Genomic DNA, 25,456 nt, shown 5'->3' with positions numbered 1-25,456 from the left:
CCGCCGGTTCAGCGGCCCGCGTCCTGGGCGGCGACCGGGGGCCGCTGCGGACCGCCGCTCGGTGTCTGCGTCTGGCCCGTCCCCTGGTGGAGGGCGTTGAACTCGGCCACGTTGCGCATGTGTGCCGGGTAGTCGGCGGTGAAGCGGGTGTCCCCGGGTTTGACGGTGACGAAGTACAGCCAGTCGCCCGGCGTCGGGTTGACCGCGGCGCGCATCGCCTCCTCGCCGGGGTTGTCGATCGGCGTCGGCGGCAGGCCCATGCGCTGGTAGGAGTTGTACGGGCTCTCGATCCTGGTGTCGTCCTGGCTGGTGCGGACGGTGCTGCGGTTCAGCGCGTAGTTGACGGTGGAGTCCATCTGGAGCGGCATTCCGCGCTCCAGCCGGTTGAAGACCACCCGGGCGACCTTGCCCATGTCGGCCTTGGTCGCGGCCTCGGCCTGGACGATGCTGGCGATGGTGACGGCCTGGTAGAGACTCATGGTGTGGCGCTGCGAACCGGCCGTCAGCGTCGGGCCGTTGAACTTCCGGTTGGCGGTGTCGACCATGAACCGCAGCACGGACTCGGGGGTCTCTCCCTTCCGGATGGGATAGGTCGCCGGGAAGAGATAGCCCTCGGGGTTGCCCCCGGCGTCGTTCGGCAGCTTCAGGCCGGCCCTGCCGACGGCCTTGCGGGTGCTGCCGGGGGGCAGCTCAAGGGCGCGGTCGACGGCCTCGTACACCTGGCCCGCGCGCCAGCCCTCCGGGATGACCAGCATGGTGGGCTTGGGCTCCTCGGGTGCGGCCCCCAGGGTCAGCAGCGGCACCGCCACGGCGGTGCCGGCCACGACGGCGCCGGCCACGACGAGGACGAGCCTGCCCCGGCGGGTCAGTCGGATCGTGTTCCGTGGCGGAGATTTCAGCTGCATGCAGGCACGGTAATACGCATATCACTACAAACCCGGCATATAGTCAGTTTGTCGGCGGTAGCGTCTCCTTGCCGCGCGGGATCGCCGCCTCCCGCATCAGCTCGTCGGCTCCAGCTGAGCGTCCCGGCGCACCAGGGCCGCGTACCGCCCGTCGCGCTCCAGCAGCTCCTCGTGGGTGCCGCGTTCGGCGACCCGCCCGGAGTCCAGGACCACGATCTGGTCGGCGCCGCGGACGGTGGACAGACGGTGGGCGATGGTGATCGTCGTCCGGTTCGCCGACAGGGCGTCGATGGCCTCCTGGACGGCGGCCTCGGTCCGGGTGTCGAGCGCGCTGGTCGCCTCGTCGAGGATGAGGACCGGCGGGTCGCGCAGGATGGTGCGGGCTATGGCGAGGCGCTGCTTCTCGCCGCCGGAGAAGCGGTGGCCGCGTTCGCCGACGACCGTGTCGTAGCCGTCCGGCAGCGCGGCTATGTGGTCGTGTATCTGGGCCGCCTTCGCCGCCGCGTGCAGCTCCTCGTCGGTGGCGTCCGGCTTGGCGAAGCGCAGGTTCTCGGCGACCGAGGCGTGGAAGAGGTACGTCTCCTGGGAGACCACGCCGACCGCGCGCGCGAGGGTGTCGAAGTCGAGGTCGCGGACGTCGACGCCGTCCAGGGTGACCCGGCCGCCGGTGACGTCGTAGAGCCGCGGCACCAGATAGCCGAGGGTGGACTTGCCGGCGCCGGTCGGTCCGACGACGGCGAGACTGTCGCCGGCCGGGACCGTGACGTCGATGCCGGCCAGGACCGGGCGCGTCCTGTCGTCGCTGTCGTAGCGGAACTCCACGTCCTCGAAGCGGACTTCGCCCTTGATCCGGTCCAGGCGGACGGGCCGCTCGCGCTCGGTGATGTCGATCGGCAGGTCCAGATACTCGAAGATGCGCTGGAAGAGCGCGAGCGAGGTCTGGATCTGGACGCCGGTCGCGAGGAGGCTCACGGCCGGGCGGAACAGGCCCTGCTGGAGCGAGACGAAGGCGACGATGGTGCCGAGGGAGACCTCCGGGCCGCCGAGCTGGAGGGCGAGGCCCGCGGTCCAGTAGATGACGGCGGGCATCGCGGCCATGACGATCGTGATCACGGCCATGCGCCAGCGGCCGGCCATGTTCGCTCTCACCTCGAGGTCGACCAGGCGCTCGGACTCCTCGGCGAAGGACGTGGTCAGCGAGTCGGAGCGGCCCATGGTGCGGCCGAGGAGGATGCCGCTGACCGACAGCGACTCGGTGACGGTGGCGGCCATCGCGGCCATCTGCTTCTGCCGCTGGGTGGTGATCTTCTTGCGTTCGTTGCCGACCCGCCGGCTGATCCAGACGAACACCGGCAGCAGAAGCAGCGAGACGACGGTCAGCCGCCAGTCGAGGGCCACCATCGCGACGATCGTGGCGACGACGCTGGTGACGTTGGAGACCAGGGAGGTGGCGGTGGAGGTGACCGTCGCCTGCATGCCGCCGATGTCGTTGGCGATGCGGGACTGCACCTCACCGGTGCGGGTGCGGGTGAAGAAGGCGAGCGACATGCGCTGCAACCGGCCGTAGACGGCGGTGCGCAGGTCGTGCATGACGCGCTGGCCGACGGTGGTCGAGATCAGCGTCTGGAGCACACCGAAGACGCTGGACAGGACCGCGCTGAGGATCATGCCCAGCGCGAGCAGGCTCAGCAGACCGGTGCGGCCCTGCGGGATCGCGACGTCGAGGGTCTCCCGCAGCAGGAACGGTGTGGCCACCGAGACCAGCGAGGAGGCGCCGACCAGCAGGCCGACGATCGCGAGCCGTCCCCGGTAGGGACGGAAGAGCTTCAGGATGCGACGCACCTGCCGCGGCTGTTCCTTGGCGTCGGCAGGTGGGGTCCAGGAGGGTTCACGGTCGGGATGCATGGGCTCCTACGGAGGTCGGCAGGCGCCGGTCAGGGATCGGCCGACGATGACGGAACGGATCGTAGCTCATTGTTACCTATACTCACAATGAACGGCATCCTGATATTGTTCCCGCATGACCTCCCCCGATCCCGAGGGCCTGCTCGCGGAGCAGTTGCTGCGGCTCACCCGCCGGGTGCACCGCATCCAGAAGCGCCATCTGGAGCAGCGCGCGCTGGGTGTCACCCCGGCCCAGTCCCGGCTGCTGCGCACCCTCGCGCACTACGGCTCACCCCCGCGCATGGCCGATCTCGCCGAGCGCCTGGAAGTGGTGCCGCGCGCGGTGACGACGCTGGTCGACGGGCTGGAGGCGAGCGGCAAGGTGCGCCGGGTGGCGGACCCGTCCAACCGCCGCGTGACCCGGATCGAGTTGACGGACGACGGCCGCGCGACCCTGCGCGAGCTGCGCGGCGCCCGCCACTCGGCGGCCGAGGAGATACTCGCCCCGCTGACCGAGAAGGAGCGTGAGGTGCTGGGCGTGCTGCTGGACACGCTGGTCGACGGGGAGACGGCCAAGCGCTGCTGACAGCCGGGGCGTGCGGCCAGGGGACGGCTGTGGCCTGCTCCGGCCCCGGCCGCCGCGCACCCCTGCCGCGTCAGCAGCGGTCGCGATCCTCCGTCAGCACCCCCTGGACCGACGTCAGCGAGCGGTCGTAGCAGCCGTCCGAGCCGTACAGCCGATAGCGCTCGGTCGATGTGCCGACCGCGTGCCGCTGGTCGCGCGGGACGTCGAGCGTGTACGCGGCGTCGCCGCGATAGGTGTCGTCGAGCCGGGACCACACCGTGCGGCGCCCGTCGCGCTCCTCGGTGACCGAGGCGCGGTCGCCGAGGGTCAGCACGGTGCGCAGCCGGTTGTCGGAGCCGAGGGTCGTGGCGCCGTTCATGGCGTACGTCCGCTGCGTGTGCGTCGTCCGCACGGGACCGTGCCCCGCGACGGTGACCGTCTCGTCGTCGGTCCAGGTCGCGTCGAGTCCGTCCGTGTTCTCGCCGTCGGTCCAGCGGTGCGCGGAGGTGTTGCCGAGCGTCCGGGTGACGGTGGTGGTCACGCGGCCGTGCGAGGTGTCCAGGTAGCCGGAGACGGTGAGCCGGTGCCCCGCCCGGGTGTCCACGCGGTTCTCCGCACCCGGCGTGTAGACGGAGGAGTTGGCGAGATCGGTCGCCGTGTCCTCGGTGACGGCGCCGGTGAGCCGGTCGCGGTGCGCGTCCTGCCAGACCAGGACGTTCACCGGGGTGCTCCAGCCGGACTGCCCGGCCGGGACACCGGCCACGGAGACCTCGACGCGGTGCGGCCGGCCGTCGTCGAGCAGCGCGGCGAACGGCGTCAGGTCGTACTGGATCGGCCGGACGTCGAAGGCGTGCGGGGCCGGGACGACGTACCAGAGGAAGGGATTGGACCAGCCGCCGGTCCAGACGTTGGGGTAGGGCGCGGCGATCCCGGCGAGCCGGCCGTCGACCGTGATCTGCACCTCGCGGTAGGGCCCGTGGTCGGCCTTGCAGGAGTACGACGCCGGGTCGGCCACGGTCAGATACCAGAACTCCTCACAGCCGCCGCCCGATCCGGTGGCGTACACCTCGGCGACGATCCGCTCGCTGTTGCGCGGGGCGGTGAGGGTGGTGCCGCCGGGAGCGCCGGCGAGGGTCAGGACGCGGTCCGGGGTCCGCTCGGCGGGACGGCCCGCGTAGAAGGTCAAAGTGACGTGCACGTCGATGACACCGGTGTAGGTGTCGTTCACGACGTTGCCGATCAGCATCTCGACGTCCTGCGGGCTGCGGAAGGTGTCGCTGTAGCGGGTGACGTCCTTCTCGACATGCCACTCGATGCCGTCGGGCGAGGGCTCCGGGGTGGAGGTGCGCAGGATCTCGACCCCGCCGACGTGCAGATAGCCGAGCCGGTCGTACTGTCGTCCCTTCACCTTGCCGTCCAGGCGCAGGACGACCTTGCTCCACCGGTCGCCGCAGCCCTGCGGCGGGGTGTAGGCGCTCCGGTAGGGGGTGAAGTCACGGAACTGGGCGTCGGCGAGGGTGACCTGGCACGACGTGGTGTGGGGCCGCTCGACGGGGGGTTCCGCCGTCACCGGGTCGTGCCAGTCGGTGCCGAACTCGGCGGGCACGTCGGCGGCTTGGGCGGTTCCCGCCCCCGCGCCGAGGAACGTGCTCAGCAGGAGGGTCGCCCCTATGAGCATGGACATGACTATCCGTCTCTTCATGCCCGGTGTTCTAACGGGGCCGCCACCCCGTCCGCAATGCCACCCGCCACGGTTCGGCCGCGCACGGGCGGTGGCGGACGGAAGCCGGGCCGGTCAGGCGCGCAGGTCGTCCCTGTCCCCCATCACCATCACCGGATGCCCGGCCGGGTCGAGCCTGCGCAGCAGGAACCGCATGGCCTCCGCGGAGACGCTGATGCACGCCGAGGTGCCGCTGTCATGGTCCACGTGCAGCCAGATGCTGCCGCCCTTGTCGTCCCCCTCCGGGCGGGTGGGGTCGTCGGGGGCGGTACCCCGGGCGCGGTTGTAGTCGATGGCGATGACGTAGTCGAAGTCATGCTGATGCTCCTCGCCCTCGAACGGCGGGGAGTAGGCGTCCTCGTCCTGGTCGTACGGCAGCTTCGTGCCCGGATCGGAGAGCACCCCGCCCGCGTCGGAGAGCGTGAACACACCGACGGGGCTGCGCTCGTCGCCCATATGATGGTCCGCCGTCCAGCCGTTGCGGCCGTTGTGCGCGGGCCAGCTGCCCACCGGCCGCCATTCCGCGCCCTGCCGGGTGTACAGCACGACCGTGGAGTCGGCCGAGTCCGCACCCTCCCCGTAGACGGCCACCACCTGGCGGGAGTCCGCGGGGATCTGCCGGAAGAGGCGGTCGCCCACCCCCGGGATACGGGCCGGATCCGTCGCCGGGGGCTCCGACACGGCCGGACTCTTCGGGAGCCCGCCGCTCGGACCCGGCGCTCCGCCGGTCCGGGGCGGCCCCGGGTTGTCCGTGTCGCACGCGGACACGGATGCCAAGAGTGTTCCAAGGGTCGCCACCGCGACCGTCATTCGCCGCACGCTGTCGCTCTGCACTCAATCATCGTGCATCACATACCCGTTGCTTGTGTGATCTTCTGGACATTCGGGTGACGGGGTGCGGGACGGCCGGAACGGGGCCCCGCGGGCCCGTGGCGGAAAGTCGGCGAACTGTGCGGAGCGGCCGAGAAAACCGGTTGAAATCCGCAGCGCCCCGAAGCGAACCTTGCACGGTTTGGTGCCGCCCTTCGCCTTGCACTCCCCCCTCGCCCCCATTCCTCTCCCCCTCCGCTGACACGAGCCACTGGGACGTCAGACCTCATGCAGATTCAAGACCTTCCGTACTCCGATCCGGGCGTTCCCGACGCGCGCTCGGGTCCTCGATTCCTGTGGTGGCTCTGGCGCAACCAGCTGGGCGGGCAGCTGAAGTCGCTCGCCTGGGGCCTGCTCCACTTCGTCTCCGTCTCCGCCCTCCCTTTCTGTGTCGGTCTCGCCGTACAGGCGGTCGTGGACCGCTCCGGCACCCGGCTCGCCCTGACGGGTGGTCTGCTGGCGCTGTGCGGGACGGGCATCGCCCTCGGTGACACCTTCCTGCACCGGACCGCCGTCACGAACTGGATCACCGCCGCCGCCCGCGTCCAGCAGCTCCTCGCACGCAAGGCCGCCCATCTGGGCTCCGCGCTGACCCGGCGGGTCGCCGCCGGTGAGGTGGTGGCCGTCTCCACCGGTGACGTCGAGAAGATCGGCTGGTTCGTGGAGGCCGTCTCCCGGTTCACCGCGGCCGCGGTGACGGTCGTCGTGGTCTGCGTCGGCCTGCTCGTGTACCAGCCCGCGCTGGGTGTGGTGGTCGCCGTCGGCCTGCCCGTCGTGGCGGTCGCGGTGCTGCCGCTGCTGCCTCGGGCGACCCGCCGCGCCGATGTCCAGCGCGAGAAGGCCGGCCGCGCCACCGAGCTGGCCTCGGACACGGTCGCCGGACTGCGCGTGCTGCGCGGCATCGGCGGCGAGGAACTGTTCCTCGACCGCTACCGCCGCGCCTCGCAGGAGGTGCGGCACGCCGCGGTGCACAGCGCCCGCATGTGGTCGCTCATCTCGGCCATCCAGGTGCTGCTGCCCGGGCTGCTGCTGATCGCGGTCGTCTGGCACGGCATCCACCTCGCCCGCCAGGGACGGATCGCGGTCGGTGAACTCGTCACCGTGTACAGCGCGGTCATGATCCTCAACTATCCGCTGCGGCACTTCGAGGAGATCGCCATGGCGTACTCCTTCTCCCGGCCCTCGGCCAAGCGGGCCGCGCGGGTGCTGTCCCTGCAACGGCCCACGGCCACGGACGGAGTCCGCGCGGCCGAGCAACCGAGCGGCGATCTGTACGACCCCGAGACCGGTCTGCTCGCGCCCGCGGGCCGGCTCACCGCCGTGGTGTGCGGCGACCCGGACGCGGCGGGCCGGCTCGCGGACCGGCTGGGCGGCCACCCCGCCGAACCGGGCCGCTCGGTGCTCCTCGGCGGCGTGCCGCTGGACGAGCTGCCGCTGGACAGCGCCCGGACCGCGGTCCTCGTGCAGGACAAGGACCCGGTGCTGCTCTCCGGCACCCTGCGCGAACTGCTCGACGTGCCCGCATCCGGTGCCGTACAGGCCGCGGACGCGCTGGCGGCGGCCCAGTGCGCGGACGTCCTGGACGCGCTCGTCCAGGGATCGCTGGGCGCCGACGACCCGATGGACGCGCGGATCACCGAGCGCGGGCGCTCGCTCTCCGGTGGCCAGCGGCAGCGGCTGGCGCTGGCCCGGTCGCTGTTCACCGACCCCGAGGTGCTGGTGCTGGACGAGCCGACCTCCGCCGTCGACTCGCACACCGAGGCCCGTATCGCGGACGGTCTGCGCCGGCTGCGCTCGGGACGGACGACGGTGGTGTTCACCTCCTCCCCGCTGCTGCTCGACCGCGCGGACCGGGTCGCGCTGGTCCACCAGGGCGAGGTGGTCGCGACCGGCCCGCACCGGGAGCTGGTCGCCGGCGAGCCGCGGTACCGGGCCGTGGTGACCCGGGACACCGAGGAGGAGCTGGCCGCCGCCGAAGAGGGCGCTCTGCTGGACGCCCTCCAGGAGCTGGAAGAGATCGAGGAGAGCGCATGATCGGCGTTGCGCCGCCGGCCTACGACCCGGCGGCCCCGACGACCGCCACCACCCTGCCCGTCGGTACGGCCGCGACCGTACGGACCTACGTCGTCGCACTGTTCCGCCGGCACCGCCGGTCCTTCCTGCTGCTCATCGCCGTCAACACGGTGGCCGTGGTCGCCTCCATGGTCGGGCCGTACCTGCTGGGCGGGCTGGTCGAGCGGGTGTCCGGCCACGCGCGGGATCTTCGTCTCGGATGGAGCATCGGACTGTTCCTGCTCGCGCTGGCCGTGCAGGCGGTGTTCGTCCGGCAGGTCCGGCTGCGGGGCGCGATGCTCGGCGAGCGGATGCTGGCCGATCTGCGGGAGGACTTCCTGGTCCGCTCGGTCGGGCTGCCGCCGGGGGTGCTGGAGCGGGCGGGCACCGGCGACCTGCTGTCCCGCATCACCACCGACATCGACCGGCTGGCCAACGCCATGCGGGAGGCGGTGCCCCAGCTGGCGATCGGCTTCGTGTGGGCCCTGCTGCTGCTCGGCGGGCTCGTCGTCACGGCACCGCCGCTGGCGGCCGCCGTGCTGCTGGCCGTGCCGGTGCTGGTGGCCGGGTGCCGCTGGTACTTCAAGCGCGCCCCCTCCGGCTACCGCTCCGAGGCCGCCGGGTACGCCGCTGTCGCCGCCGCGCTCGCCGAGACCGTCGACGCGGGCCGCACCGTCGAGTCCCACCGGCTCGGGGACCGCCGCATCGCCCTGTCGGAGCAGCGGATCAAGGAGTGGACGGCCTGGGAGCGCTACACGCTCTGGCTGCGGTCGGTGCTCTTCCCGGTCATCAGTGCCGTGCATGCCATCGTGCTCGGCTCGGTCCTGATGGTCGGCGGCGTGTTCGTCCTCCAAGGCTGGATCGGCGTCGGCCAGCTGACCACCGGCGCGCTCGTCGCGCAGATGCTGGTCGACCCGGTGAACCTGATCCTGCGCTGGTACGACGAGGTGCAGGTGGCCCAGGTGTCGCTGGCCCGGCTGGTCGGGGTGCGGGAGATCGAACCGGACGCCGGGGAGGACACGCTGGCCCCCGACGGGCGGGACGTGCACGCCGACCGGGTGCACTTCGGCTACCGGGAGGGCGTCGACGTGCTGCGCCATGTCTCCCTGGAGGTGGCGCCGGGCACCCGGCTGGCCCTGGTCGGCCCCTCCGGCGCCGGCAAGTCCACCCTGGGCAGGCTGCTCGCCGGCATCTACGCGCCGCGGGACGGCCGGATCACCCTGGGCGGGGCGGAGCTGTCCCGGATGCCCGCGGAACGCGTCCGCGCGCATGTCGCCCTCGTCAACCAGGAGCACCACGTCTTCGTCGGCTCCCTGCGCGACAACCTCCTGCTGGCCCGCACCAGCGCCACGGACGCCGAGCTGTGGGCGGCCCTGGGCGCGGTCGACGCGGACGGCTGGGCACGGGCGCTGGACGACGGTCTGGACACCGAGGTCGGCTCCGGCGGGCTCGCGCTGACACCGGCGCAGGCCCAGCAGATCGCGCTGGCCCGGCTGGTGCTGGCCGACCCGCACACGCTGGTCCTGGACGAGGCGACCTCCCTGCTCGACCCGCGCGCGGCCCGCCATCTGGAACGCTCGCTGGCGCGTGTCCTCGACGGCCGGACGGTGGTCGCCATCGCCCATCGGCTGCACACCGCGCACGACGCCGACATGATCGCCGTGGTGGAGAACGGCCGCATCAGCGAGCTGGGCAGCCACACCGAGCTGGTCGCGGCGGACGGCGCGTACGCCGCGTTGTGGCGCTCCTGGCACGGCTGAGGCCCTTCGACCGCTTCCGTCGGCGCCCGCTGCTCGGGCGGGCGCCGGCGCCGGGCGGCCGGGGACGTCGGGAGACCGGCGGGACCGATGCCGGTGCCGACGGTGCCTGGGCGGCCGGCCCGGGGGCGCGCCGGGCCCGTGGCGGCGGTGCGGGTGCGGGCTGTGCCGGGGCCCGTCTGGGACCGCGGGCCCGGAGTGCGGCTGCTCGGGCCCCGGGCGGGGCTCGTGACGTTGCGCGGTCCCGAGCAGGGGTGGAAGTCTGGAGAACGGCACCGGTTCGTGGCACACCCGGGAACCAGCTGGTCCCCGTCGTGCGGCACCTGTGCCGACGGCCCGCGCCCCGTCTCGGCGGTACGTGGCCGTCCTCACCAGATGGAGGTACCCGTGGACAGCGCCGGCGGCTGGGGGGACGACGTCTACCAGCCCGATCCCTCGGAGATCCGGGAGGACTCGGGGGTGCTCGACGTCGAGGACACACTGGACTTCGACGGCGTCGACGATCCGCTCGACCGCGGCTGGTCCCCGCCCGAGCGGCCATGGGCCGTGGAACACGACGGAGTGACGGCGGCCGAACGCCAGGCGGGCGAGACCCTCGACCAACGCCTGGCCGAGGAGCTGCCCGACCTCGCCGCGCCCGACGGCGACGGCATCGGTGACCACGACACCGACGGGGAACCCCTCGACAACGAGGTCGGCAACCGGCGTTCCGGCCGGTTGGTGGCCCCCGACGAGGGGGCGCACGAGGACGACGAGCCCGCCCTCCTCGCGACCGACGTCGGCATCGACGGCGCCGCCGCCTCCGCGGAGGAAGCCGCGATGCACATCGTCGACGAGGACTCCCTGCCCGGCTGACCACCCCCGTGGACGGCCGGCACCGAGGGCCGCATCGCCGGCATCGCCCGTCTCGCGCGCCCGTACGGCGGCGCCGACGCGAGCCGGCCGGGAGCCGCGGCCGGGACCAGGGATCAGATCACGTTGAGAGCCGCCGCGCAGCCCACTCCGCCGAGCAGCATGAACACGGGCATCAGCACCCTCAGCTCGACCCAGCTGCCCGCCCGGAACCGCATCGCCTTCGGCGGCCCCACCGGGTACCAGCGCTTGCGGCCCACGGGGATCGGCCACAGGATCGGGCAGCCGGACACGGTCAGCGCGTCCCCGATGTCGTGCACCAGCGCGCCCAGCACGATCGGCAGGCCGAGCCAGAGGTACTGCTGCCCGGGCTCGGTGAACAGCCAGTGCGAGCCGTTGCCCGGCTTGTCCAGCACCCCGGCGAGGATCCACGAGGTGGTCGCCGCCAGCAGCCAGACCAGGACATCGCTGCTGGAGCCGCGCGCCGCCCGCCACAGCAGGCCCTCGATCGCCAGCACCATGTGCACGAAGAGGATCGCCAGCACACCCCAGCGGCCGCCGGTGACCGCCGCCGCGGAGCAGCCCGCGCCGATCAGCACCGCCCACACCCAGGTGTGTGTCAGGGTGCGATGCCCACCGGAGCGGCGCGGGTCGCCCTGCTTCCTGGTCGTCTTGTAGGTGGCGTACGACAGCTTGTCCACGATCTCGCACAGCCAGCGGGAGATCGGGCCGAAGGCCCGCGAGATGGTCGCCGCCTTGTGGTCGAGGTCCGGGGCGAGCGCGGCGCCGGCGCAGATCAGGGCACCGGCGAGCAGCACCGGCCAGGGCATCGGGTGCCCGGCCGCCGCGGCGGCCGCTCCGACGCCGAGCCAGGCCGCGGCCCCCGACAGTGAGTGTGCTGGTCCCATCATGGCCGCTTCCCGCCCCATTCCTCGTGTGCCGCTGACCAGTTGACCTGGTGCGTTGACGCTGCGTCGGCGACACAGCGTAGCGGCCATGATCGTCGGTCCCGCAGCCGATTCCCCTCTCGGGGACAAGGACAGGCAAGATGGGGTCGTGACCCTCATCGATCAGCTGCCGCCGACCGCCGACCCCGACGCCCTGTACGAAGCCTTCGAGTCGTGGGCCCAGGAGCGCGGCCTCACCCTCTATCCCCACCAGGAGGAGGCGCTGATCGAGGTGGTCTCCGGGGCGAACGTGATCGTTTCCACCCCGACCGGCTCCGGCAAGAGCATGATCGCCGCGGGTGCGCACTTCGCGGCACTGGCCCGGGACGAGGTCACCTTCTACACGGCGCCGATCAAGGCGCTGGTGTCGGAGAAGTTCTTCGAGCTGTGCAAGATCTTCGGCACCGAGAACGTGGGCATGCTCACCGGCGACGCCTCCGTGAACGCCGACGCGCCCGTGATCTGCTGCACGGCCGAGGTGCTGGCGTCGATCGCGCTGCGCGACGGCAAGGACGCCGACGTCGGCCAGGTCGTGATGGACGAGTTCCACTTCTACGCCGAGGGCGACCGTGGCTGGGCCTGGCAGATCCCGCTGCTGGAGCTGCCGCAGGCGCAGTTCATCCTGATGTCGGCGACCCTGGGTGACGTGTCCTTCTTCGAGAAGGACCTCACCCGCCGCACCGGCCGCCCTACCGCAGTCGTCCGCTCGGCGACCCGCCCGGTGCCCCTCTCCTACGAGTACCAGTACACCCCGCTCACCGAGACGCTCACCGATCTGCTGGAGACCAAGCAGGCACCCGTCTACATCGTCCACTTCACCCAGGCGCAGGCCGTGGAGCGGGCGCAGGCGCTGATGAGCATCAACATGTGCTCGCGGGAGGAGAAGGAACAGATCGCCGAGCTGATCGGCAACTTCCGTTTCACCACCAAGTTCGGCCGCAACCTCTCCCGGTACGTCCGGCACGGCATCGGCGTGCACCACGCCGGCATGCTGCCGAAGTACCGGCGTCTGGTGGAGAAGCTCGCCCAGGCCGGTCTGCTGAAGGTCATCTGCGGCACCGACACCCTCGGCGTGGGCGTCAACGTGCCCATCCGCACCGTGCTCTTCACCGCTCTGACCAAGTACGACGGCAACCGGGTGCGCACGCTGCGGGCCCGTGAGTTCCACCAGATCGCGGGCCGGGCCGGCCGGGCCGGTTTCGACACCGCCGGGCTTGTGGTCGCGCAGGCGCCTGAGCACGTCATCGAGAACGAGAAGGCGCTGGCGAAGGCGGGCGACGACCCGAAGAAGCGGCGCAAGGTGGTGCGCAAGAAGGCGCCTGAGGGCTTCGTCGGCTGGACGGAGAACACTTTCCAGAAGCTGATCGAGTCCGATCCGGAGCCGCTGACCTCGCGGTTCCGGGTGACGCACACGATGCTGCTCTCGGTGATCGCCCGGCCGGGCAACGCCTTCGAGGCGATGCGCCGCCTGCTGGAGGACAACCACGAGCCACGCAGGCAGCAGTTGCGGCACATCCGCCGCGCTATCGCGATCTACCGCTCGCTGCTCGACGGCGGCATCGTGGAGAAGCTCGACAAGCCGGACGCCGAGGGCCGGATCGTCCGGCTCACGGTCGACCTTCAGCAGGACTTCGCGCTCAACCAGCCGCTGTCCACGTTCGCGCTCGCCACGTTCGAACTCCTCGACCCCGAGTCGCCGTCCTACGCCCTGGACATGGTGTCCGTGGTCGAGTCGACCCTGGACGACCCCCGGCAGATCCTTGTCGCGCAGCAGAACAAGGCGCGCGGTGAGGCCGTGGCGGCGATGAAGGCGGACGGGGTCGAGTACGAGGAGCGCATGGAGCGCCTCCAGGACATCACCTACCCGAAGCCGCTGGAGGAGCTGCTCTTCCACGCGTACAACACCTACCGCAAGAGCCACCCGTGGGTCGGCGACCACCCGCTGTCGCCGAAGTCGGTCATCCGGGACATGTACGAACGGGCCATGTCCTTCACGGAGTTGGTCTCCTTCTACGAGCTGGCCCGCACCGAGGGCATCGTGCTGCGCTACCTCGCCAGCGCCTACAAGACCCTGGACCACACCATCCCGGACGACCTGAAGTCCGAGGACCTCCAGGATCTGATCGAGTGGCTGGGCGAGATGGTCCGCCAGGTCGACTCCAGCCTGCTGGACGAGTGGGAGCAGCTCGCGAACCCGGAGGAGATGACGGCCGAGGAGGCGCAGGAGAAGGCCGACGAGGTCAAGCCGGTCACCGCCAACGCCCGTGCCTTCCGCGTCCTGGTGCGCAACGCGATGTTCCGCCGCGTGGAGCTGGCCGCGCTCGACCAGGTCGAGGAACTCGGCCAGCTGGACGCCGAGTCCGGCTGGGACGCCGAGGCGTGGGGCGAGGCGATGGACGCGTACTGGGACGAGTACGACGACCTCGGCACCGGCCCCGACGCCCGCGGTCCCAAGCTGCTGGTCATCAAGGAGGAGCCGGAGAACGCCCTGTGGCGCGTCCGCCAGATCTTCGACGACCCGAACGGCGACCACGACTGGGGCATCAGCGCGGAGATCGACCTCACGGCCTCGGACGCCGAGGGACGTGCGGTCGTCCGCGTCACCGCTGTCGGACAGCTCTGACCACAGGAGAGACCCACCGATGACGAACCCGGCCGAGAGACTGGTCGACCTGCTCGACCTGGAGCAGATCGAGGTCAACATCTTCCGTGGCCGCAGCCCGCAGGAGTCCTTGCAGCGGGTCTTCGGCGGCCAGGTGGCGGGCCAGGCGCTGGTCGCCGCCGGCCGCACCACGGACGGCGACCGCCCCGTGCACTCGCTGCACGCGTATTTCCTGCGTCCGGGCCGGCCGGGTGTGCCCATCGTGTACCAGGTGGAGCGGGTCCGCGACGGGCGGTCGTTCACCACCCGGCGGGTCACGGCCGTGCAGCAGGGCCGCACGATCTTCAATCTGACCGCCTCCTTTCACGAGCCTGAGGAAGGACCGTTCGAGCACCAGCTGCCGCCGGCCCGCGAGGTGCCGGACCCGGAGTCGCTGCCGACGGTGACCGAGGAGATCCGCAAGCATCTGGGCGCGCTGCCCGAGCAACTGGAGCGGATGGCGCGCCGCCAGCCCTTCGACATCCGGTATGTCGACCGGCTGCGCTGGAACCCCGAGGAGATCCAGGGCGCCGATCCACGCAGCGCCGTGTGGATGCGCGCGGTCGGACCGCTCGGCGACGATCCGCTGGTCCACACGTGCGCGCTCACGTACGCCAGTGACATGACTCTTCTGGACGCGGTCCGCATTCCGATCGAACCGCTGTGGGGTCCGCGGAACTTCGACATGGCCTCGCTGGACCACGCCATGTGGTTCCATCGGCCGTTCCGCGCGGACGAGTGGTTCCTGTACGACCAGGAGTCCCCGATCGCGGTGGGCGGCCGGGGCCTTGCCCGGGGCCGCATCTACAACCTCTCAGGGCAGCTGATCGTGTCGGTCGTCCAGGAGGGGCTGTTCCGGTCCCTGTAGCGGGGGCCGGAGCCGGGCGTGCGGTGGGCCGGGAACATCGGGCCGGGGGCGTCGGCCGCTTTGTTCAGACCTGTGCGGGCCGTGGTTTCTGCGGCGGAGCCAGCCGCGCAGCCCGCGTGCCGGTCGGTGTGTACCCGCTCGGGGCGCTTGGTTCCGGGGCGGGCAGGACCTGGCCGGTGCGGGCTGCCGTGCCGGCAGGGCCGGGCGGGCCTCCGTGCGCATCCTGGGCACCGGCCGGCGCGCGGCCGGACGCCGGGCCGGCGAGAGGCTGCGGGCCTCCTCGACGGCCCGGGCCAGTTCGCTGCGCAGCCACTCGATCTCGTCCGCGTCCTGTGCGGTCATGATGGTCTCGGCCAGATGGGCGGAGGGCGATCCGGGCTGGCCCGCTCCCGGCACCACAAGCCGGTAGCGGTTCAGCCGGGCCCGTTCGTACGGGTCCCTGACCACGTCGGCGATCTCGACGGAAGCGAGGAAGGCGGCCACGGCTCCGGCCCGGGCCCATGGGTCCTCGGCCTGACGCAGCAGGAAACCGAAGTGACGCCCGCGCCAGTTGCGGGCGCGCAGATCCACTCCGTCCGCCAGCCGGCTGCGCAGCACTTCGGGCGTGCGCCCCTTGAGCAGGTGTGCGTTCTCCGGGGCCGCCGCGAAGGTGCGCAGGTCCGCCGCCAGATAGAGCCAGACCACGGCGCGATAGCGGTTCAGGTAAAGGCGCACGGGCACGAACAGGCCCAGGCGGGCGAGCCGGGTGAACCGGCCGGCCGGGATCCCCATGAGCGCGGCCCCCTCGGTTGTCCCGACGACGCGCACGCTCTCGCGCAGGGCTTCGGGGAAGCCGTCCTGGGCGCGGAGGCGGTCCAGTTCCGCGCGCTCCACCCGCCCGGGTCCCCCTCCCCCTTCGTCGGGCACGGTCCTGATCCGGCCGAGGTGCACGGCGAGGTCGAACTCGCTGCGCTTGAGGCCCAGCTCCCTCGCGGCTCGGCTCGGCGTGCAGCTGCTGGTGGGGTGCGCGGTGAAGGTGGTCGCCGACATGGTCGTACTCCCCCGGGGACTCGGGTGGCTCACGCCCGGTGCGTTCGCCGTGCACACACCGTAGCCGTTTCGGAGCAGTCCGTGGCGGGCCTGTGGATAACTCCCCGGTGGTTCAAAAAACCGCAGGTCAGGACTCTTGGTTAGGCGTGCGCTCGGGCTGCCTTGCGTCGACGGCGAGGTGTTCGCCGACGCGGTTGACGAGGAGGGTCATCTCGTAGGCGATCTGCCCGATGTCGGCCTCGGCCGCGCTGAGCACGCACAGCGAGCTGCCGGTGCCGGCAGCGGTGACGAACAGCACGGCGTCGTCGTACTCGATCATGGTCTGGCGCACCCGGCCCGCGCCGAAGTGGCGTCCCGAGCCCTTGGCCAGGCTGTGCAGCCCCGATGCCACGGCGGCCAGATGCTCGGCGTCCTCGCGGCGCAGGCCCGTGCTCGCTCCGGTGACCAGTCCGTCGTTGGACAGGACCAGTGCGTGCCGCACATGCTCCACCCGCTCGGTCAGATCGTCCAGGAGCCAGCCGAGTCCCTGGTTGTGCGCCATGTCCTTCTCCCCGTGTGCTGTCTCCGCCTGGCTGGAGGAGCCTCCCGGCCAGCCTTCCCCACCGACCGGGGCAGGGGCAAGGAGGACAAGCCCCTGACCCGGAAGATGACCGACGCACACTGACCGACGCCCGCCTCCGAGGCAGCCCGGGCGAGACCGGGTCCGGCCGTTCGCGCCGATGAGAGACCCTTCGTACGGTTCCGTTCCCCCGCGCTCGCCGGGGCGAACCGGTCTTCGAGACCGGCGACGCCGTGGTGAAAGGGCGCAATCTCGCCTGTGCCGGATGGATCGCCCGGTGCGGGACGTTCCTTGCCTCATACGGAAATGCCCTTGCGCTAGCCCACCGAGTCCAGCAGCCGGGCGGTGTGCCTGCGTCCGGCGTACTCGACGAGGCTGATCAGCACTTCCTTGCCGGAGTTCCGGTCGCGGGCGTCGCACAGCACCACCGGGGTGCCGGGGTCGAGGTCAAGGGCCCGGGCGACGTCGTGGGCGTCGTGGGCCCGGGCCCCGGCGAAGCAGTTGACGGCCACCACGAACGGGATGCGCCGGTGCTCGAAGTAGTCGACCGCGGGGAAGCAGTCCTCCAGGCGCCGGGTGTCCGCGAGGACCACGGCGCCGAGCGCGCCCTGGGACAACTCGTCCCACAGGAACCAGAAGCGGTCCTGGCCCGGGGTACCGAAGAGGTACAGGGAGAGGCCGGAGCGGATGGTGATGCGCCCGAAGTCCATCGCGACGGTGGTGGTGACCTTCCGGTCCACGCCGTCGGTGTCGTCCACGAGTTGGCCGGCTTCGCTGAGCAGTTCCTCGGTGCGCAGCGGCCGAATCTCGCTGACGGCCCCGACGAGGGTCGTCTTGCCGACGCCGAATCCGCCCGCGACCAGTATCTTCAGCGCCAGGGCGGAGGTGTCGTCGACGGTGCCGGAGTGCTCGGAGACCATGTTCACTTCTCTCGGAAGGGCCGACCGGGGCCGACGTACGTTCATCTACAGCGCCCGCAGTCCCGCGATGACCTCGCGCAGGATCCGCTCGTCGGGCAGTTGCGCGGGCGGCACGGGACGGCTGATGGTCACCCGGCCCAGTTCCAACAGGTCCCCGAGGAGCACCCGCACCACCCCCACGGGCAGGTCCGCGTCGGCGGCGAGTTCGGCGACGGACTGGGTCTCGGTGCGGCACAGCCGGATCAGCGTGCGGTGTTCCGGTCCGAGCGCGGTGTCGTCGTCGGCCGCCGGTGCGGCGGGGTGGAGGGTGACCAGCGCGATCAGGTCGAACCGCACGCCGGTGGGGCCCGGTTTGGTGCGTCCGCCGGTCATGGCGTAGGGGCGGACCAGGGGCCCGGCCTCGCCGTCGTACCACTGGCTGCCCGGCTCGCGGGGACCACCGGTCGGGGTCTGGGTCATCGGTTGTGCCTCTCCGGCTCATCCGGCGGCGGGCGGCTGCGCGGTGACCCGCGGCGGGGTGTAGAGGTGTTCGCCGACGCGCTTGACCAGTCGCGCCATCTCGTAGGCGACGAGGCCGATGTCGGCGGTGACGGCGGTGAGCAGCGCGAGGCAGGAGCCGTCTCCGGCGGCTGCCACGAAGAGGAAGGCGTCGTCCATCTCGACCATCGTCTGGCGCACCCCGCCGGCTCCGAAGTGTCGTCCCGCGCCCTTGGCGAGGCTGTTGAAGCCGGACGCCACGGCGGCGAGGTGCTCGGCGTCCTCGCGCGCGAGTCCGCTGGAGGCGCCGACGGCCAGTCCGTCGTTCGACAGCACCACGGCGTGCCGCACCTCGCGCACGCGCCTCACCAGGTCGTCCAGCAGCCAGTCCAGTTCGCCGGATCGCCGCCCTGTCCTCGGGTTCGGGTCCTGGATCATGCCGGGTCTCCTTCGCTGCTGTCACTGCGCGTTTCGGGTTCCGGGGCGGCACCGCGGCCCGGCTGCCGGCCCCCGCCGCGCACCCAGCCGGCGCGGTAGGCCGCCATGCGGTCCCGCACGAGTTCGGGGGTGCGCCGGTCGTCGCCGTGGCGGGTGGGGGACGGGTCCGCCTCTGCCGTGTGCTGCTGGCGCAGCTGGGGGGCGAGGCTGGCCTGGCGCACCCGGCGCGGGAGGTCGTCGGAGGGCTCGGACTCGTCCGGAGGGCGGTGCAGCTTCAGGGGGGTCACTCCAGGTGGCGGGGGCTCGTACGAGCCTGGGCCGGGGGCGGTGCCGTACGCATCCGGCTCGGGGGCGGCGGCGCGGTGCGGGCGGGGTGGGTGGGCGCTGTTGCGCGGCTCGGGGGTGGTGACGGCCAGGGCGGGCCGGCCGAAGCCCACGGTGACGGGTTCCGGCGGCGGGGCGGCGCCGGACACGCGCGCGTACCCGCGACCCCGCTCGGTGACGGTCTGTTCGTCCTGGCGGGGCGGGCGGTCGGCCGGGCCGGTGTGCAGCAGGGCGGTCGGCAGCAGGACGACGGCGGTGGTGCCGCCGTAGGGCGACGTCCGCAGGTGCACCTTGATGCTGTGCCGGGAGGCGAGCCGGCTGACCACGAAGAGCCCGAGCCGGTCGCTGTCGAACAGGTCGAGGGCATCGGACTGTTCGATGCGCCGGTTGGCTTCGGAAAGGGTGTCGCCGCCCATGCCGAGTCCGCGGTCCTCGATCTCGAGGGCGTAGCCGTTGCCGACGGGCTCCCCGGTGACGCGTACGCGCGTGTGGGGCGGCGAGAACTGGGCCGCGTTCTCGACGAGTTCGGCGAGCAGATGGGTGAGGTCGGCGACCGCCGCTCCGATGATGTGCGCCTCGGGGAACTGCCGTACCTCCACGCGCGCGTAGTCCTCGATTTCCGATACGGCGGCGCGTACGACGTTCGTCAACGGGACGGGCAGCCGCCAGGCCCGGCCGGGTGCCGCCCCCGAGAGGATGATCAGGCTCTCGGCGTGCCGCCGCATCCGGGTGGTGAGGTGGTCCAGACGGAACAGGTCGCTCAGCTCGTCGGGGTCGTCGGAGCGCCGTTCCATGCGGTCCAGCAGGCTGAGCTGGCGGTGCACGAGCACCTGGCTGCGGCGGGCCAGGTTGACGAAGACCCCGGAGATGCCGCTGGCGAGTTCGGCACGCTCCACGGCGGCGTGCAGCGCGGCGCGGTGCACGGTGGTGAGGGCTTCCGCGACCTGGCCGGTCTCGTCCTCGGCGGGTGGTCCGGCGGGTGCCTCCGCGTGGATGTCGATCTCCTCTCCCGCGCGCAGTTTCCGGATGGCCTGGGGCAGTTTGCGGCGGGCGATCTCCAGGGCGTCGTTGCGCAGGCTGACGAGTTCGACCACGAGTGCCCGGCCGATCCGCACGGAGATGACGAGCGAGGCGGCGACGGCGGCGAGGCCGAGGAGGACCGCGGCGCCCGCCGGACTCAGCAGTCCGCGGGTGAACGGGTCGGCGCGTCCGGCGACGGCACGACCGGTGTCCCGCGCGATGGTCCGCATGCCGTCCTGCACGCGCGCGTGGGCGGCGCTCCAGAGGCCCTGACCGGCCGCGTCGGGCTCGGCGACCGGGCCACCGTTGACGATCTTGTCCTCGGCGCGGCCGAGGTCGGTGTAGGAACGGCTGCCGGCGAGGGCGCGCCAAGCGGCGCGCTGGGCAGTGGGGAGGTCCGGGACGGCGGTGTCGGTGAGGGTGCGGCGCGCGGCGACGGCGGCGCTGAACAGCCGGAGCCGCTCGCCCCGGAGCGCGCCCGCGGTCCGCGCGGTGCCGAGCAGGGCGTCCTCCTGGGCCAGTGCCTCGGCGGCGCGGGAGAACTCGAGCAGGACACGCGCGTCGGAGCCGGTGTCGGAGCGCTGGACGGCGGTGAGGGTGCCGTCCACGGCGAGGGCCGCCGCGATGCTGTTCGTGTACTGCTCGTACGTCGTGTTCCAGGCGGTCCGGTGGTCGAGAACGCCCCTGCGCAGCGTACGGAGACGCTCGGCGCCCTGGATGAAGGCGGCGAGGCGGTCGGAGATGTCGGAGGGCAGTTCCTGGCTGTCGGCGACGGTGCTGCCGTCACCGAGCCGCAGCGCGGCCACGGCCCGGTCGGTGCGGGCGGCCAGCCCTTCGAGGTCGCTGCCGTCGGTCCCGGGCGGGGCGGTGGCGTAGCGCACGGCGGCGGTGCGTTCGGCCTGGAGGGCGATGACGGCGGTGGCCACCGGGGTGCGCAGTTCGGCGTCGACACGCTGGGACTCGCGGAGCCGGGCGACGTCCTGGGCGGTGCTGACGGTGGCGTACGCCCACAGAGCGAGCAGGGAGACGACGGGCACCATCAGGAGGCTGACCACCTTGGCGCGCACGGTCCGCGGCCGCAGGGGGCGGCGCGCTCCGCGGGCGCGTGCCGGGCGCGGTCCCCTGCCCAGGGAGCCGTCGGCGGGCGGGCCGGCGTGCGCGCGGCGGCCGCGGGGCGGGTGCGGGGACGGCTCCGGGGTGCCGTCGTTCGGGGTGGTACGGGGTGGGCGCATGGCCTCCTCGCTCGGGGTGTGGGCGGAGCGCTCGGGACTGCCTCAGGGGGTGAGGGACTCGACGGGCCGTTGGGCGGAGGCGGAGGCCTCGCGCTCGTCGGCGCTGGGCGAGAGGGCGACGAAGGCCGAGGTGATGAACAGGTAGGAACCGAGGCCGACGGCGAGGGGGAAGATGAACTGCATCGCCGTTGCCCCGGGCAGTGCCGCGCCGGAGGGGTGCACCCGCACGCTCACCGCGAACATCCCCGTGTAGTGCATGCTGCTGACGGCCGCTCCCATGACGAGGGAGGCGACGGTGACCGCGCGGGGGGACTTGATGTTGAGCCCCGCCCACAGGGCCGCGGTCGCCGCCACGATGGCGATCAGCACCGACAGCCCGACGAGCACGGGGTCGTACCTGACGTCGCCGTGCAGCCGGACCGCGGCCATGCCCAGGTAGTGCATGCTGGCGACGCCCAGACCCGTGGTGAGACCGCCGAGGAGGAGTGACCGGGTGCGGTCGCGACTGCGGCCGACGGCGAAGACGCCGGCGCAGACGACGACCATGGCGACGAGAAGGCTGAGCATGGTCAGCGGCACGTCGTAACGGATGTCGGTCCCACTGACGCGGAAGCCGAGCATGGCCACGAAGTGCATGGTCCAGATGCCCGTACCGATCGCGGAGGCGGCGGTGACTTGCCAGTTGCGGCGCGCGCGGCCGGTGGTGGCGAGCGCGCGGACGGTGCAGCGCAGTCCGAGAGCGGCGCCGGTGCAGGCCATCACGTATGACAGCACGGGGGTCAGCCAGCCGAAGGCGGCGTGGTCCAGGTGTCCCATGGCCCAGGGACGCTAGGGGTGCACGGGTGCACAAAGGGGGCGCATTTCGAAAGGTGTTGGAATATGACACTGAGATGCGCTGGAACGATCGCGTCCAGCTCGAACATGCGCACAGGGGCATCCCTCGTGTTGGTGAGGGATCATGCGGAGCATGAGCGACGACCACACACATGTCCGGGAGTTCTTCACCGCGCGGGCGGCCGACTGGGACAGCAGGTTCCCCGACGACGGCCCCGCCTACGCGGCCGCCGTCGCGGATCTCGGGCTGCGTCGGGGTGACCGGGTCCTGGACGCGGGCTGCGGCACAGGGCGCGCACTGCCTCCGCTGCGCGCCGCCGTGGGGCCTTCCGGGGTGGTGCTCGGCGCCGATCTGACGCCGGCGATGCTCGAGGCTGCCGTACGGTCGGGCCGGGACCGGGACGGCCGGCTGCTGCTCGCCGACGTCGCCGCACTGCCGCTGGGCTCCGGGTGCCTGGACGCCGTGTTCGCGGCGGGGCTGATCGCGCATCTGCCGCAGCCGGAGGACAACCTGCGGGAACTGGCGAGGGTGGTACGGCCGGGCGGCACGCTCGCGCTGTTCCACCCCATCGGCCGGGCCGCGCTGGCGGCGCGCCACGGCCGCCGGATCACCCCCGACGACCTTCGGGCAGAACCCCACCTCCGGCCGCTCCTGGCTCGTTCGGGCTGGCGTATGACCTCGTACGCCGACGAGGACACCCGCTTCCTCGCGGTCGCCGTCCGCGAGGGCTGACCCGGGGTCAGCCCGCCCCGCCGACGACCGCCGCGAAGGCGTCGGGGTTGTCGAACATGACGTTGTGCCCGGCGCCCGGCACGGTCACCACCCGCACCCCGGCGGCCTCCAGGTCCGCGCTGCCCGCGAGGTCGCCGCTGTGCTCGCCCTGCAGGTAGACGCGGTCCACGGGCAGCCCCTCCAGGATCGTCCGCATCACCGGATCGGAGCCCTGGCGCAGGCCGACGGCGCTGCGGTGCAGGGCTCGCGGATCGGCGAGCCGCATGGTGGCCGCCCACAGCGGCCCGACGCGGTCCAGCACGCGCGCGTACTCCCGCTCGGCGAACTCGTCCTCCGTATAGGCGGCGATTCCGCTGCTGCCGGCGGTCGGCGGCGGGAAGGGGTCCAGGTTGGCCTCCGTGAGCACCAGCCGGGACACCAGGTCGGGGCGCCGGTGCGCGAGCACGATGGCGACGGCGCCGCCCATGCTGTGCGCGATCAGCTCGGCGCCGGCGACCTGGGCAATGTCCAGGGCCGCCGCGACCGCGTCGGCGTGCTCCGCCAGGGTGTACCCGAAGTGCTGGGGCCGGTCGCTCACTCCGTGCCCGGGCAGGTCGACGAAGAGGCTGCGCCGGCCCGCCAGTTCGGGCCGGGCCGCGATGTGCGCGTGATAGACGGAGGACATCGACCCGAGCCCGTGGAGGTACACCCGGGCGGGTTCCGCACCGGGCGCCTCCGTCCAGCGGACGCAGCTTCCCTCGCTGTCGAATACGGCCTGCCGCATGGCACCTCTCCCTGCCGACTGTGCTGTCCCGCGACAATACATCGGTGCCGATGTATTGCGTCAAGGTGGTATGGAGGGGGCGATGTACACCGCCATGCCGCAGAATGCCGTCATGCTGGAACTCGCCATCCTCGGATTCCTGTACGACGCCCCGCTGCACGGATACGTCCTGCGCCGGCATATCGCGGCGCTCACCGGCCATGTGCGGCCCGTCGCCGAGAGCACCCTGTACCCGGCGATCAAACGGCTGGAGAAGGCCGGTCTGCTGGCGCGGGCGACCGAGCCCGGTGCGGTGGCCGCGCCCCGCCATGTGCTGCGGCTGACCGAGGAGGGCGGACGTGAGCTGCGGCGGCGGCTCGCCGAGCCCGCGCAGCGTGAGATCACGGACGAGAACCACTGGTTCACGCTGCTCGCGTTCCTGCGGCACCTGGAGGACCCCGCCGCCCAGGCCGCCGTGCTGCGCCGCCGGCTGGCCTTCCTGGAGGAGCCGGCGAGCTTCTTCTACGACGGCGACCGGCCGCTGCGCGCCGAGGAGCTGGACGATCCGTTCCGGCGCGGCGTTCTCACCATCGCGCGGGCCACGAGCCGGGCCGAACTCGGCTGGCTGCGCGACACACTCGCGTCACTCGAGGGTGTCGGCCGCTGAGGTGTCCAGGTGGGCCGGCCGTGCAGACCGGAACGGGACGGTTGCCGCATACGTCGCCGAGCGGCGGAGGAGCGGCCGAGAATGACGGCCCCACGGACCGGAGCCGTGGCCCCTCCGGGGCGAGTGGCGGTCTGGGGAAGTCCTGTGGAGACCGTGGCCGTTTCGCCCCGTCCAGGTGGAAACCGGCAGGTCCGGGTGGTGTGCGGAGTCGTGACAACCGCCTTCCGCCCGCATTAGGGTGCGCGCCGATGGAAGAACCACTGGGGAGGCAGAGATGGCCGGGACGGACGAGAAGGCCGTCGCCGCCGCAGACGACGCGCTGTATGTACTCACAGCGGTACTGCTGACGCCGGCGCAGTTCCCGAGCGTGCTGGGCGACGACTACCCGGAGGCCTGTGCGGCTCTGGGCCTGCCACCCCGGGCCGACGGATACGGCCTGGTGCTGGGCCAGGACGGCGACGGTGCGCGGTGGACGGTCGTCATCGACGACGTCTCGCTGGTCGCTGTGGCGATCGCGTCCTGGGACTGCGGCATGGAGTACGAGCTGTCCCCGGACGAGCGCGCCGTCGTCACCGCGCTGCCGGGCTGGCCGCTGGCCGTGGCCGTCGCCGCCCCGGGCGTACCCGCGCCGCACGACCCTGCGGTGGAGGCGGGCGACCAGGCGCCGCTGAGTCCGCCGGACACCAGCTCGTGGGGCCCTGCGCAGCGGCGCCTCGGCGCCGATGAGATCGCCCTCCAGTGGGCGATGTGGCGGGAGCAGATCAGCGACGACAAGTTCCTCCCTGCCGGCGAGCCGCAGGGGGCGTCTGCCGAGCCCCGCGCGGAGGGCGGAGCGAGCGTGCCGCAGGGCGGCCATCAGGGCGTCAGGCGAGTGCTCGCGGAGGCGCGCGCCTATCTCGACACGCCGCCGCCGCTCGGCCGGGTGCGTTCCTCCTTCGCCACCGGGGACGCCCGTACGCTGCGCGCCGACGGCCCCGGCTGGTCGATAGTGGCGCGCACCGACGACATCGCGTTCGTGCTGCTGGACGAGGAACCCGGCGAGGTGTTGCCGGTGGGCCGGGGTCCCGAGCTGCCGGGCCTGCTGGAGGCGCTCGACAAGCTGGCCGTACGACCCCTGTGAGCCGCGCTCGCCCTCCGGCCCACCGCGCCGTCGGGTCCCCGGCCGCTCAGCGGCCGAGTTCCTTGCGGGTGACACGGCGGAGCCTGCGCCGCTGGGAGGGGTCCAGCGCCAGATAGGCGGCGACCGGAACTCCGACCACGACGAGGAACACCACCCACCAGGGCAGCCAGGCCAACAGGATCAGCCCGATCGCCACACCTCCCACGGCGATCATCAGCTTCTTGGACATGAGCGTCGCCTCCTTCACGGCCGCTGCCGCTTCTGCACTGAGAACGGCCGCCCGCTTCCCGCTGTTCCGGC

At 72.3% G+C, this 25,456-nt stretch carries 23 protein-coding genes; 9 read left to right on the top strand and 14 right to left on the bottom strand.

Features of this window, described 5'->3' with window-relative positions; genetic code table 11:
- Positions 1-8: 8 nt before the first annotated feature.
- Both mltG and ACFVIU_RS12480 read right to left on the bottom strand, forming a co-directional pair.
- Entirely contained in the window at positions 9-905 is an 897-nt protein-coding gene (gene mltG / locus ACFVIU_RS12485; RefSeq protein ID WP_385842315.1) for an endolytic transglycosylase MltG, read from the bottom strand.
- 96 nt (positions 906-1,001) lie between these two features.
- Positions 1,002-2,810, bottom strand: a complete 1,809-nt coding sequence (locus tag ACFVIU_RS12480) for an ABC transporter ATP-binding protein (RefSeq protein ID WP_385842314.1) — start codon at positions 2,808-2,810, stop codon at positions 1,002-1,004.
- Between the two features lie 115 nt (positions 2,811-2,925).
- Here ACFVIU_RS12480 and ACFVIU_RS12475 point away from each other — a divergent pair, with 115 nt between their 5' ends.
- Positions 2,926-3,375 carry a MarR family winged helix-turn-helix transcriptional regulator gene (locus ACFVIU_RS12475; RefSeq protein ID WP_385842313.1) on the top strand — a complete coding sequence of 150 codons (450 nt, stop codon included), beginning with the start codon at positions 2,926-2,928 and terminating at the stop codon, positions 3,373-3,375.
- A gap of 70 nt (positions 3,376-3,445) precedes the next feature.
- On the opposite strand, the gene ACFVIU_RS12470 is transcribed toward ACFVIU_RS12475, so the two are convergent.
- Together ACFVIU_RS12470 and ACFVIU_RS12465 are read right to left on the bottom strand one after the other, a co-directional pair.
- Entirely contained in the window at positions 3,446-5,056 is a 1,611-nt protein-coding gene (locus tag ACFVIU_RS12470) for a peptide-N4-asparagine amidase (RefSeq protein WP_385842312.1), read from the bottom strand.
- 93 nt (positions 5,057-5,149) lie between these two features.
- Positions 5,150-5,884 carry a L,D-transpeptidase family protein gene (locus ACFVIU_RS12465; protein WP_385842474.1) on the bottom strand — a complete coding sequence of 245 codons (735 nt, stop codon included), beginning with the start codon at positions 5,882-5,884 and terminating at the stop codon, positions 5,150-5,152.
- Positions 5,885-6,172: 288 nt separating this feature from the next.
- Here ACFVIU_RS12465 and ACFVIU_RS12460 point away from each other — a divergent pair, with 288 nt between their 5' ends.
- From ACFVIU_RS12460 to ACFVIU_RS12450, 3 genes are all read left to right on the top strand, one after another.
- Positions 6,173-7,978 (top strand): ABC transporter transmembrane domain-containing protein, encoded by a 1,806-nt coding sequence (locus ACFVIU_RS12460; protein WP_385842311.1) that lies wholly within the window; start codon positions 6,173-6,175, stop codon positions 7,976-7,978.
- Complete coding sequence (locus ACFVIU_RS12455) at positions 7,975-9,756, top strand: ABC transporter ATP-binding protein (protein WP_385842310.1); 1,782 nt, start codon at positions 7,975-7,977, stop codon at positions 9,754-9,756. The genes ACFVIU_RS12460 and ACFVIU_RS12455 overlap by 4 nt, the downstream gene beginning before the upstream one ends.
- A gap of 384 nt (positions 9,757-10,140) precedes the next feature.
- A complete protein-coding gene (locus tag ACFVIU_RS12450; protein ID WP_385842309.1) occupies positions 10,141-10,608 on the top strand; it encodes a DUF5709 domain-containing protein in 468 nt (155 codons plus the stop codon).
- Positions 10,609-10,721: 113 nt separating this feature from the next.
- On the opposite strand, the gene ACFVIU_RS12445 is transcribed toward ACFVIU_RS12450, so the two are convergent.
- The gene (locus ACFVIU_RS12445; protein ID WP_385842308.1) at positions 10,722-11,516 is read right to left on the bottom strand and encodes a metal-dependent hydrolase; all 795 of its coding nucleotides are present in this window, start codon (positions 11,514-11,516) and stop codon (positions 10,722-10,724) included.
- A 145-nt stretch (positions 11,517-11,661) separates the two neighbouring features.
- Between ACFVIU_RS12445 and ACFVIU_RS12440 the strand changes: the two genes are divergently transcribed.
- Entirely contained in the window at positions 11,662-14,175 is a 2,514-nt protein-coding gene (locus ACFVIU_RS12440) for a DEAD/DEAH box helicase (RefSeq protein ID WP_385842307.1), read from the top strand.
- Positions 14,176-14,194: 19 nt separating this feature from the next.
- Positions 14,195-15,061 (top strand): acyl-CoA thioesterase, encoded by an 867-nt coding sequence (locus ACFVIU_RS12435; RefSeq protein WP_385842306.1) that lies wholly within the window; start codon positions 14,195-14,197, stop codon positions 15,059-15,061.
- On the opposite strand, the gene ACFVIU_RS12430 is transcribed toward ACFVIU_RS12435, so the two are convergent.
- From ACFVIU_RS12430 to ACFVIU_RS12400, 7 genes are all read right to left on the bottom strand, one after another.
- The gene (locus tag ACFVIU_RS12430) at positions 15,008-16,090 is read right to left on the bottom strand and encodes a DUF6397 family protein (RefSeq protein WP_385842305.1); all 1,083 of its coding nucleotides are present in this window, start codon (positions 16,088-16,090) and stop codon (positions 15,008-15,010) included. The genes ACFVIU_RS12435 and ACFVIU_RS12430 overlap by 54 nt on opposite strands.
- Positions 16,091-16,217: 127 nt before the next feature.
- Complete coding sequence (locus tag ACFVIU_RS12425) at positions 16,218-16,631, bottom strand: roadblock/LC7 domain-containing protein (RefSeq protein WP_385842304.1); 414 nt, start codon at positions 16,629-16,631, stop codon at positions 16,218-16,220.
- Between the two features lie 335 nt (positions 16,632-16,966).
- Positions 16,967-17,569, bottom strand: coding sequence for an ATP/GTP-binding protein (locus tag ACFVIU_RS12420; protein WP_385842303.1), 603 nt, complete (start codon positions 17,567-17,569; stop codon positions 16,967-16,969).
- 45 nt (positions 17,570-17,614) lie between these two features.
- Positions 17,615-18,028, bottom strand: a complete 414-nt coding sequence (locus ACFVIU_RS12415) for a DUF742 domain-containing protein (RefSeq protein ID WP_385842302.1) — start codon at positions 18,026-18,028, stop codon at positions 17,615-17,617.
- An 18-nt stretch (positions 18,029-18,046) separates the two neighbouring features.
- Positions 18,047-18,484 (bottom strand): roadblock/LC7 domain-containing protein, encoded by a 438-nt coding sequence (locus tag ACFVIU_RS12410; protein ID WP_385842301.1) that lies wholly within the window; start codon positions 18,482-18,484, stop codon positions 18,047-18,049.
- Positions 18,481-21,060: a nitrate- and nitrite sensing domain-containing protein gene (locus ACFVIU_RS12405; protein ID WP_385842300.1), complete on the bottom strand. Its 2,580-nt coding sequence runs from the start codon at positions 21,058-21,060 to the stop codon at positions 18,481-18,483. The genes ACFVIU_RS12410 and ACFVIU_RS12405 overlap by 4 nt, the downstream gene beginning before the upstream one ends.
- Positions 21,061-21,102: 42 nt before the next feature.
- The gene (locus ACFVIU_RS12400) at positions 21,103-21,876 is read right to left on the bottom strand and encodes an MHYT domain-containing protein (RefSeq protein WP_385842299.1); all 774 of its coding nucleotides are present in this window, start codon (positions 21,874-21,876) and stop codon (positions 21,103-21,105) included.
- 151 nt (positions 21,877-22,027) lie between these two features.
- On the opposite strand from ACFVIU_RS12400, the gene ACFVIU_RS12395 reads away from it, so the two are divergent.
- Positions 22,028-22,627, top strand: a complete 600-nt coding sequence (locus ACFVIU_RS12395; RefSeq protein WP_385842298.1) for a class I SAM-dependent methyltransferase — start codon at positions 22,028-22,030, stop codon at positions 22,625-22,627.
- A 7-nt stretch (positions 22,628-22,634) separates the two neighbouring features.
- Here the strand turns inward: ACFVIU_RS12395 and ACFVIU_RS12390 are convergent, their stop codons facing one another.
- Positions 22,635-23,390, bottom strand: coding sequence for an alpha/beta fold hydrolase (locus ACFVIU_RS12390; RefSeq protein ID WP_385842297.1), 756 nt, complete (start codon positions 23,388-23,390; stop codon positions 22,635-22,637).
- Between the two features lie 112 nt (positions 23,391-23,502).
- Between ACFVIU_RS12390 and ACFVIU_RS12385 the strand changes: the two genes are divergently transcribed.
- Together ACFVIU_RS12385 and ACFVIU_RS12380 are read left to right on the top strand one after the other, a co-directional pair.
- The gene (locus tag ACFVIU_RS12385; protein ID WP_385842473.1) at positions 23,503-24,036 is read left to right on the top strand and encodes a PadR family transcriptional regulator; all 534 of its coding nucleotides are present in this window, start codon (positions 23,503-23,505) and stop codon (positions 24,034-24,036) included.
- Positions 24,037-24,310: 274 nt separating this feature from the next.
- A complete protein-coding gene (locus tag ACFVIU_RS12380) occupies positions 24,311-25,156 on the top strand; it encodes a hypothetical protein (RefSeq protein WP_385842296.1) in 846 nt (281 codons plus the stop codon).
- A 46-nt stretch (positions 25,157-25,202) separates the two neighbouring features.
- Here the strand turns inward: ACFVIU_RS12380 and ACFVIU_RS12375 are convergent, their stop codons facing one another.
- Positions 25,203-25,385, bottom strand: a complete 183-nt coding sequence (locus tag ACFVIU_RS12375) for a hypothetical protein (RefSeq protein ID WP_385842295.1) — start codon at positions 25,383-25,385, stop codon at positions 25,203-25,205.
- Between the last annotated feature and the right edge of the window lie 71 nt (positions 25,386-25,456).

This window comes from Streptomyces sp. NPDC127190 (assembly GCF_042672505.1).
In the GTDB taxonomy this organism is placed as follows: domain Bacteria; phylum Actinomycetota; class Actinomycetes; order Streptomycetales; family Streptomycetaceae; genus Streptomyces.
This window is presented reverse-complemented; position numbering and strand designations above follow the sequence as displayed.